Origin of the sequence: Pseudoruegeria sp. SK021 (assembly GCF_002119405.1) — a bacterium.
Classification (GTDB): domain Bacteria; phylum Pseudomonadota; class Alphaproteobacteria; order Rhodobacterales; family Rhodobacteraceae; genus Meridianimarinicoccus.
Window position 1 is genome coordinate 1 of record NZ_MTBG01000062.1, and the last position, 8716, is coordinate 8716.

Sequence of the window (8716 nt, forward strand, 5' to 3'; positions counted from 1 at the left end):
ACGAAACGCCCCAAACCTGATACCCGAAAAACGCTGCCTCACGGCAACGCGTCACAGGTGGCCGAATGCGTCGGAACAGGTGGCCGGATGTTGTCGGAATGGGTGGCCGGATGTTCCGGAATACGCACTGGATATGTCGAAAGCGATCGCCTCCGAGGTATTTTCCGCCAAACCAACGGGTAACGACAACGATGTGATCTTGCAGGTTCTCACGCTCCAACATGCGAAGAATGACCATTCCAGCGCCGCTTTCTCCGTCATCATTTTGATGGGACCATCAGCCGTAAATAGACCCCAACTACTATGGGTCGCCTTGAAAAAATTTTTGCGAGACTTGAGTTTCTTCAGAAAGTCCTTTGCTTCGTCCCGGGTTGCGCAAGGGCCACCAGATACCGCGTATTTCGATCCACGGTCAGAGATTATATTGTCCACAATGCGCATCGTCGGGACCTATCAAGACCATATGGAGCTGATCAAGCCGGTATCGGGCCGCGAAGATGAGTGGCGGCGGTGCTGTTCGCGATACGTTGCTTGATGCCGGCCCTCGCCAGACCTGCTGAGCGCGGCCGTGAGTCCCACTAATGATTGCCCTCCCTAACACGACAGGATGCAGGCTAGCGCGCCCAGAGCCCGCCCATTGCGTCTCAGTGGGGTTGCGAAGCACGGGGAGCATGTCGGAAGGGCTGGTTCGTGGTTTAAACGCTACATCTCATAGTTGTTTGCGCGCGACCGACGACATCCCCGGATAGGAATGGCTGATGATGCCTCGTGGGAGCGGTGGACTGGATGAAGCGAAGTCCTAGAAACACCGAGCATGTGTGAAGGGGTTGCCTTTTGGTGCCGCATACGCTGCAAGACCAAACCTCCGCTTAATGGCAACAGCCTAGGTATAAATCGCTTCTGACCTGACATATTGATCATTATCTGGGTCGCGCAAGAACCAATTTTTCATAGACTTTTCTAAGCGCTAACGAAAGATCACGAAAACGTGATACAAATCGGATCACCAAGGTCGAACTTTTGCTATGAGGTAATTAGTCAGTGATTTTTTCGGGAAACGCAAACCATGGCTGCCTATTGTTTCACCTCTTGTTGTCCACAGCGCACTCTAGATTCCAATGTCGAGCGCCTCGCGTCTTCCGGTGCGCCGTCCACCTTCGGGAGGTCGATATGTCGGCGTTCGTGACCCCAGCAGAAGCCGCTTCCATGCTGCACCATACGGTCTCGCGACGGACGGTCATGACACTAATCCATCAAGGCGAGTTAAATCACGTAAAATTTGGCAAGCGCTATTATCTGTCGCGTGCAGAGGTCGAAAGGTTCATCTCAGAATGCCCCGCAAACGCAAACCAGCACGCCTTATTCAGCGACGCGACGATGGCGCATGGGTCATCCTCGATGGCGGAAAACACGTCCGGACAGGATTTGGTGAGGGATTTCGTGATGAAGCAGAGTCGGTCCTAGCGGACTATATAAGGCGAAGACAAACCAAAATCTTGCAGGCTTATGAGCCTGACAAGATAACGATCGGCGAGATACTGGTTCACTATGCACACACCAAAGTAAAAACGGTGAGCGACAAACAGCGTCTACTTTACACATTGAAAGCGCTTTCGCCATTCTGGGCGGACAAGAAGGTAAGCGAAATCGACGTCGACACCTGCAAGGCATACTCGGTTCAACGGAACTGTTCTGAGTGGACGGTTCGCCGCGAGATGGGGACACTCAACGCCGCGCTTAAATATGCGCTGTCGACTCGTAAGCTAACCTATGCACCGATTGTGACATTGCCCAGAAAGGGTGTGGCTAAAGACCGTTGGCTAACCGAGGAAGAGGTCGATCTCCTACTCGGCGCATCTGCGCCGCACGTTCAGCAGTTCATAAAAATAGCGATCAATACCGGACGCAGAAAAACAGCGATTACCCGACTCCGCTGGCAACCTTCGCTCGACAGTGGATGGGTCGACATGAATCGCGGCATAATCCATTTTTTGGGAAGAGCAGAGGAAGAAACCAAAAAGAAGAGAGGTATGGTCAAGATGCCGCAGAAATTGTTCGATGAAATGAAAACTTGGGACCAGAATAGCAGCCATGTCATCTCTCACCAGGGAAAGCCGGTTAGTCGCATAGATAAAGCATTCCGCGCCGCAGCTTTGCGTGCAGGATTGACCGATGTAACCCCTCATACCCTGAAGCACACCGCCGTCACGTGGGCCTTCATGAAAGGAATGACCCTAGAACTGGCGACCGACTACTTCGCCACGTCTCGCGAAACCCTTGAAAACACCTATCGCTCATACGGGCCAGAGGCACACAAGGAGGCAGCGTCGATCATGGATCGAGTGCTTATCTTATAGGGGGCAAATCATGTGCTTTCCTGCCGCGGAGAACCTTTTGGGAACATCGAAGCAGTGAAACGTTGCGCGAAACGTTGCGCCGCAAAAACAAGAAAAAGAAAAGGCACCGCGAAGCGCCTTATGTCGATTGCCAACCAAGTCTTCCTCTGCGGTGTAGCAATGTCAATAAGTTAGATCGACGATCCGACAGCAATTCTTCCTCGTTTGCCAAAGAAAACTTCCTCGTGCTGGCAGGCAACGACACGACAAGCCGTCCGGAACGAAAAAGTAGGTACTACGGTTTCGACCATCCTCTGAAAGCCGCCTTTGACGCGGTCACGGCGAGAGTGCACTTTTACGCCTCTTAGCCCAGCCCGCACACGCAGCATTTCACGGGTGCAGCGAAGTGACTACGGCAAAGCCCGGCCCTCTTCGGCTATTGGCATGCCGATCAGACCCCGCGTCGCACCTTCACAAAACCGGCAATTCGTTCATTGTGCAGCGTTTTGGTGGCTTAAACGTCGGTCTGTAGGACAAACCTGCCTTCCGCCGCAAGTGCGCAGATTCTGCTGCGTCAGCAATACGCTGTTTTTCCACAGAATGGGCGGCAAACGGACTTTCGCTGCAGCCGCTCGGCTCCTACATCAGCAAGGCGATACCGACCATTCATCGAGCAAACCTTGAATTGGCCACCCGGCGCGATACCGGGTGGCTCGTTAGTATTAAGATGCTTGTGCCGTGCGTGACCCTGTCAGGTAGATCAAGCTCTCAATGGCTGCCAACATGATCAACGTTAGGCCGACCAACGGGAAGAATACACCGGCGGCGATGGCAATAAGCAACACCGTGCGCGGGATACGCCAGTCGTTTGGCATCTGTGGTGTGCCGATAGCGCCAGCGGGGCGGCGTTTCCACCACATCGCGCCAGCGGCGACGGACATGACCATCATCGCCACGCAGACCAGAAGCAAGACGATCTGATTCACCAGCCCCCATGCTTGTCCCATGTGGATCGAAATACCCCATTCTGCAGCCCAGCCAAGTGCGCCGAGATCGTTCAACCCCGCATCATAGAGAACTTCGCCAGTGTATTGATCGAGGTGGATCACCCGCTCTTGCGTGATGTCATCAGGATAGACCGAAGCAGAGAAGACACCTGTCTCACCCGATGGCATGTTCAGGGCATAGCCCGGTGCGATGCCAAGCCCCTCGACCGTGGCAACGACTTGATCGAGACCGGCGGGAACGCCCGAAGACGCGCCCGATATAGGCATGGCCTGCTGCTCCATGATCCAGGGCGTACGATCCAACGCCTCTCCGGTCAGGACAGTGGACTGAGGCTTGTTAGACCAATAGCCATCAGGCATTCCAAGACCGAGCGAATAGGCACTGTCATAGAAATACCCGCCCCAGACAGATGACCACGGCAGACCGGTCATCGCGAGAAACACAATGAACGCGGCCGAATAGATGCCTGTCACCGCGTGCAGGTCGCGCCACCATGGGCGGCCTTTAGTCGCTCTAATCGTGGCGGTGCCGACTTTCTTACCGCGCGGCCACCACAGGTAGATGCCCGTTGCGGTCAGCAACACCATCCAGCCTGCGACCGCCTCGATGATCCGATTGCCAAGCCATCCGACATATTCAAGCGAATGCAGCTTGCGCACCACATACATCGCAGGAGTGCCTGATGCGCCTGCATCCCAGAGCGTTCCCAGCACCTCGCCAGTGTAAGGGTTCACAAAGATGGCATTCTTTAACCCGTCTTCTCCCAAAATTTTTACCTCGGCTGCGCGGTTGAGCGTCAGGGCTGGCTGATATGCTTTCAACTCACCGGGGTGGACAGCCAGAGCGTTGGATGTGATCTGCGAGGCCGTGAGCGGTTCGGTTTCGGTCGGTGCGACAATGCGCAAATCGCGATAGGCTGCGTTGTTGATTTCGTCCTTGAACAGATAGATTCCGCCAGTAACGGCGATGATAAAGATGAAAGGCAAGATCAACAGCCCGGCGATGAAATGCCAACGCCAAACGGCACGATAAAGAGCGGATGCGCCCATCTGTCTGTTTACGTTAGTCATTATGACACCCCCCCAATGCAAGGGTCATTTTGGCGGTATGCGCTAAGCGATACGACACGGGCGGGCTGGTTCTTGTGGTCGTTTCTGCGCTGCGCGCATTCTGTTTGTGGGCTGAATGCACGCAGACGGCATCGGCCAAATGAAATGGTTTCATCAATTTCTCCACTGGAACGCGCATGCGGACGCTTCGCTGTTTGCGCTTTCGGGCGGCCTTTGAGCCGCGCATCTGGTCAAATGGCTCTAAATAGAGCCGCGATCAGACGAAATAGGGAGGTGCCCGTGGCGATCGTTCATGATCTCGCGCTTGTGCCGCGCGGTATAGGTCGGCGGACAGTTTCCAAGACATCATGAACAGCAGTTGCGTTTCAAATTCGCCGGGAGAGGGGATTGGCGTATTAGCTAGGAGATGACAATAAGGACACCGATGGTCGTGAGTCAGCGGATCTCCACAGATATCGTCAACGCTCAAACCCAGCAGGGCTAACTGAGCAATCGCCGCATCTGTCCGATCTGGCGCCAACATCGCGGCGGACGTAACGCTGGTGGCTGCAAGCAGCAGCACCACGAAATACAACCTCAGATGGTGACATAAATTCACGTTCATGTGAGCTTCTATACACAGCGAGAAGATCAAACGCACGAGTGTATGTTGAAGCCGATAGTGGTACATGTGCTGAAAATGTCGATAGGTCCGCTGACCGACGTCTAACCCGCCAAGATGCTGCAAGATGAGCGAATGGCCGCTTTGGTGGAGCGGCGATGCGGCACCGGCTACGGCCATGGATGTCCGGTTAGGGCCGGTCTTTCTCGCGCGATTTCGCTGCATGCGCGAAATTCTGCACCTGCCCAATCGGTCAAAGTGGGGCTCGCTGCCGACCTCGATTGCGTTGCGGCATCCTGTGATAAGTTGGCCGGGTCAACGTCGGGTTGTCGATGTGGGAGGGCGTGGTGGATCGAAGGGTCCATCATGGAAACACTAAACTTACCCGCCATCCGCGCACTGCGCCCAGCCTGGAACAAAGGCCGGATCGTCGGCCAGAAAAGGCCACTCCAGCCCAAACATGTCTGGGCGATCAGGGTGCGGCTGGAGCTGGCCGAAAACCATCGCGATCTGGCCCTCTTCAATCTTGCCATAGACAGCAAGCTTCGCGGCTGCGACTCGGTGAAGATGAAGGTGGTCGATGTCATGGCGTTTGGCCAATTTAGGGAGCGGGCGTCGGTTTTGCAGAGTAAGACGCAGAAACCTGTGCGCTTCGAAATCTCTGAAGGTACACGTGCATCACTTGAGAGGTGGATGCGGGAGCCGCTGATGGTTGGATCCGAATACCTCTGGCCTGGGCGTTTTCATGAACGGCTTCATATCTCGACCCGCCAGTACGCGCGGATTGTCCGTGAGTGGGTGACATCTATTGGTCTGGAGGCCTGCGCCTATGGCACGCACTCAATGCGGCGTACAAAGGTGACCCAAATCTATAAGAAAACGGGCAACTTGCGAGCAGTCCAACTGTTGTTAGGCCATACCAAGATGGACAGCACTGTCAGATACCTCGGCGTCGAACTTGAAGATCCGCTGGCTATCGCAGAAGCCATCGAAATCTAAAGGCAGGGGCCGTCTTCACGGACGGCCCAGAGCCGACCTTTGTGAGGGTAGCAGCCACTGCGGTGCGGCTTACCGAAAGCCGACGTTCGGATGTTGTATCCCTGCATCAGGTATCAATGTTATCCCCGTAAGTGTTTAGCCTGACAGGTCTGATAGGTTGGGGTTCAATTTCCCTTCATGTTCTCTGTCTTGGTGGCTTTCTGGAATCCGTCTTGATCAAGCCAATCTCTTCACTCAATTCATTTCGCTTTGTTAAGGTGTTAACGGGTCCAATGAGTTTTCGCATGATTGCAGTAATGGCAACTTTTGGCGGCTTGCTTCTTATCGGCATTCCGGTGACGGTCGGTCATGGGATTTTGGTTAGGGTGAGTGCGTGGCGGGTTTTCTCAAAAGGTTATTCGGCCGCGCTCCCAAGGATCGCGCCCCATCAGATCCTGAAATCCTTCCAAGTTTCCCTCAGCCTGAAAGAGATACTGCGTCCTGGCACACACCCGGCTCCAAAAACGCAGAAAGCGATACATCTCAGCAGGAGAACCTGAACTACAGTCTCCCGGATGGTTCATTGCCCGACCAGCCATATTTCAAACAAATGGAACACCTCAGAAGTGGAGTCACCGAGAAGGATTACCAAAAGGCAGCTGCGGCGGCGCGTGCAAGCCTGCCTTGGATTCGGAAATGGTTAAAGGACCCACGCGGAAGTGAAGACAGGCTCGTGCTGTCAATTCCGGCATTGTCTCAGGGCGGGACAATGATGGCCTTCGTTGGCGACAAAGACGGGCTAATGGAACTTCGCAAGCTGGTTCAGGAATTTGGCTACCTGGAGCCTTTCAAGGGTGAGGCCGAAGACCATTTCATTGATATGGATCTGTTCAATCGTCTCCGGGAGGCGATCACGGCCAAGCCTGGCCTACTGCAGAACCGATTGAAAACGGAATTGGACTTCTCTGACGGCCGCAAAATCAGCCGTCTCGTTGCATATCTCGACAAGGCAGGTGAGATCCGCCGCGCCAAAAGCGGCAACACCTATGCTCTCTTCATGCAAGGTGGGGATATGCCGGATGCGGCCGCGGCAACCATCTACTCCGAGCCCACCATGCCAGGCTCGCACCGCCATGAAAAAAGATCTGCCAAAGCCCGCGAAATTGGCCTTGGGAATGTCAAATTTGTCCCACTTCCCCCGTCCCCGCCCGGCTGGGATCATTCGTTAGACCTCCCACAATCGGTTGAGGACTTCGAGGATCCACAGGGCGCATGGGCCCAAATCTCAGTTGAAAAGATTAAGCAGGAGAGCCGACCGGACCCAGCATTCCGCAAACATTACACCACCGCACGCGGGTCGATCTCCTTTGATGACTTGGCAAAATCACAAGCAAGTTTGGGCAAGGCGGGCGCAGTAGCTTTTTCAGACACCGCAGGACGTATGGGGACGCCGTCAGCTTTTGTAAGGGATGTGGCCTGGATTTCGACCCATCCAGATGGTGAAGGCTTTGCATCGCGCTCCAAGAGCGGCGTTCTGACGGTCTACGATGGCGATCTTGATGTCGACTTCGAGACCGATCTGGGGCTGGCTCCGGAAGTCATCGCAAATGCCGCGCGCCTCGATCATGAGGTTACCACTGCCGGGTTACGATGTATCGCCCTGACTCCGGATCGAAGCCAGTATATGTTCACACATATTGACGAGGCTTGGTGTATCAGCCGCGATGGCAAGATGGTTTGGGGCGTCAGGGTTCCGGAAAACGAGCCCCGGACAGTGGATCTCGGCAGCGTTCGCGTTGGCACCTCGCCCCAGATATCTGATGCGCTCAAGACCATGTCTCTCGAAATGCCGGTATCACATGAAATGATCCGAAAGAGGTATAGGGAACTGGCTCGCAAATCCCACCCCGACATCAACCGGGGGGGCGAGGAATTCATGAAGGAGCTGAACGGATCCTACGAGCTCCTTACGGGCATTGATCCCTCTAAATTGGAAGGGAACAATGCCGTTTCCGATGCCGGCGTGGAATTCACATTTACTATGACATATGCGGGCTATCCGGACCGGATCAGCGAGATAGCGTTTTCGGGTTCTGGCGATGCGGCCCTACTGGCCACATCCTCAGGCCGCGTCATTCGTGTGGATGGTCAAGGCATCCCAGAGGTAGTTTATGAGATCGGGGCTTATCCGCATCGCATCATTGAAACCGAGTCGTATCTCTATGAACCGCGCCGGGTTTGCCGGAGGCTGAATTGTCTTAGTTACGCGGCCATATCTGATCGTTCCATAGCAGCATAGAAGTTTGCTTCTGCCTCAGCGGGCGGGATATTCCCGATAGGTTCCAGCAGGCGGCGATTGTTGAACCAGTCGACCCATTCGAGGGTGGCATATTCGACGGCTTCAAAGCTGCGCCAGGGGCCACGGCGATGAATGACCTCAGCTTTGAATAGGCCGTTTATCGTTTCGGCCAGAGCATTGTCATAGGAATCTCCGACACTGCCAACGGACGGCGCGATTTTGGCTTCGGCCAGCCGCTCTGTGTATTTAATCGACAAATATTGCGATCCGCGATCCGAATGATGCACCAGTTGGTCCGTAACCGCTCGATTTCTACCGCGGCCCATTTTCCTTGACGCGGGCGATGATGTCGGGATTGGCTACGAAGTCCTCGAGAAAGCCGCGCCATGCATCGGGTGAGCGACGTGCGTCGTGGAGCATGTCT

The 8716-nt window shown here is 54.8% G+C and carries 5 protein-coding genes and 3 pseudogenes; 4 read left to right on the plus strand and 4 right to left on the minus strand.

Annotated features, from left to right (window positions below; all coding sequences use genetic code 11):
• Positions 1 to 115: 115 nt before the first annotated feature.
• A pseudogene (locus BV911_RS17875) lies at positions 116 to 441 on the minus strand (YigZ family protein); the annotation flags it as partial.
• A 729-nt stretch (positions 442 to 1170) separates the two neighbouring features.
• On the opposite strand from BV911_RS17875, the pseudogene BV911_RS20430 reads away from it, so the two are divergent.
• Positions 1171 to 1317, plus strand: a pseudogene (locus tag BV911_RS20430) (helix-turn-helix domain-containing protein); the annotation flags it as partial.
• 14 nt (positions 1318 to 1331) lie between these two features.
• Entirely contained in the window at positions 1332 to 2357 is a 1026-nt protein-coding gene (locus tag BV911_RS17885; RefSeq protein WP_086054935.1) for a tyrosine-type recombinase/integrase, read from the plus strand.
• 701 nt (positions 2358 to 3058) lie between these two features.
• Here BV911_RS17885 and BV911_RS17890 read toward each other — a convergent pair.
• A complete protein-coding gene (locus tag BV911_RS17890) occupies positions 3059 to 4414 on the minus strand; it encodes a PepSY domain-containing protein (protein WP_086054936.1) in 1356 nt (451 codons plus the stop codon).
• Positions 4415 to 4670: 256 nt separating this feature from the next.
• Complete coding sequence (locus BV911_RS17895) at positions 4671 to 5195, minus strand: hypothetical protein (RefSeq protein ID WP_240512352.1); 525 nt, start codon at positions 5193 to 5195, stop codon at positions 4671 to 4673.
• 186 nt (positions 5196 to 5381) lie between these two features.
• Between BV911_RS17895 and BV911_RS17900 the strand changes: the two genes are divergently transcribed.
• Together BV911_RS17900 and BV911_RS17910 are read left to right on the plus strand one after the other, a co-directional pair.
• Positions 5382 to 6014 (plus strand): tyrosine-type recombinase/integrase, encoded by a 633-nt coding sequence (locus tag BV911_RS17900; protein ID WP_086054937.1) that lies wholly within the window; start codon positions 5382 to 5384, stop codon positions 6012 to 6014.
• Between the two features lie 373 nt (positions 6015 to 6387).
• Entirely contained in the window at positions 6388 to 8292 is a 1905-nt protein-coding gene (locus tag BV911_RS17910) for a DnaJ domain-containing protein (RefSeq protein ID WP_139840145.1), read from the plus strand.
• Here BV911_RS17910 and BV911_RS17915 read toward each other — a convergent pair.
• A pseudogene (locus BV911_RS17915) lies at positions 8256 to 8582 on the minus strand (integrase core domain-containing protein); the annotation flags it as partial. The gene BV911_RS17910 and the pseudogene BV911_RS17915 sit on opposite strands and share 37 nt — an antisense overlap.
• Positions 8583 to 8716: the final 134 nt, after the last annotated feature.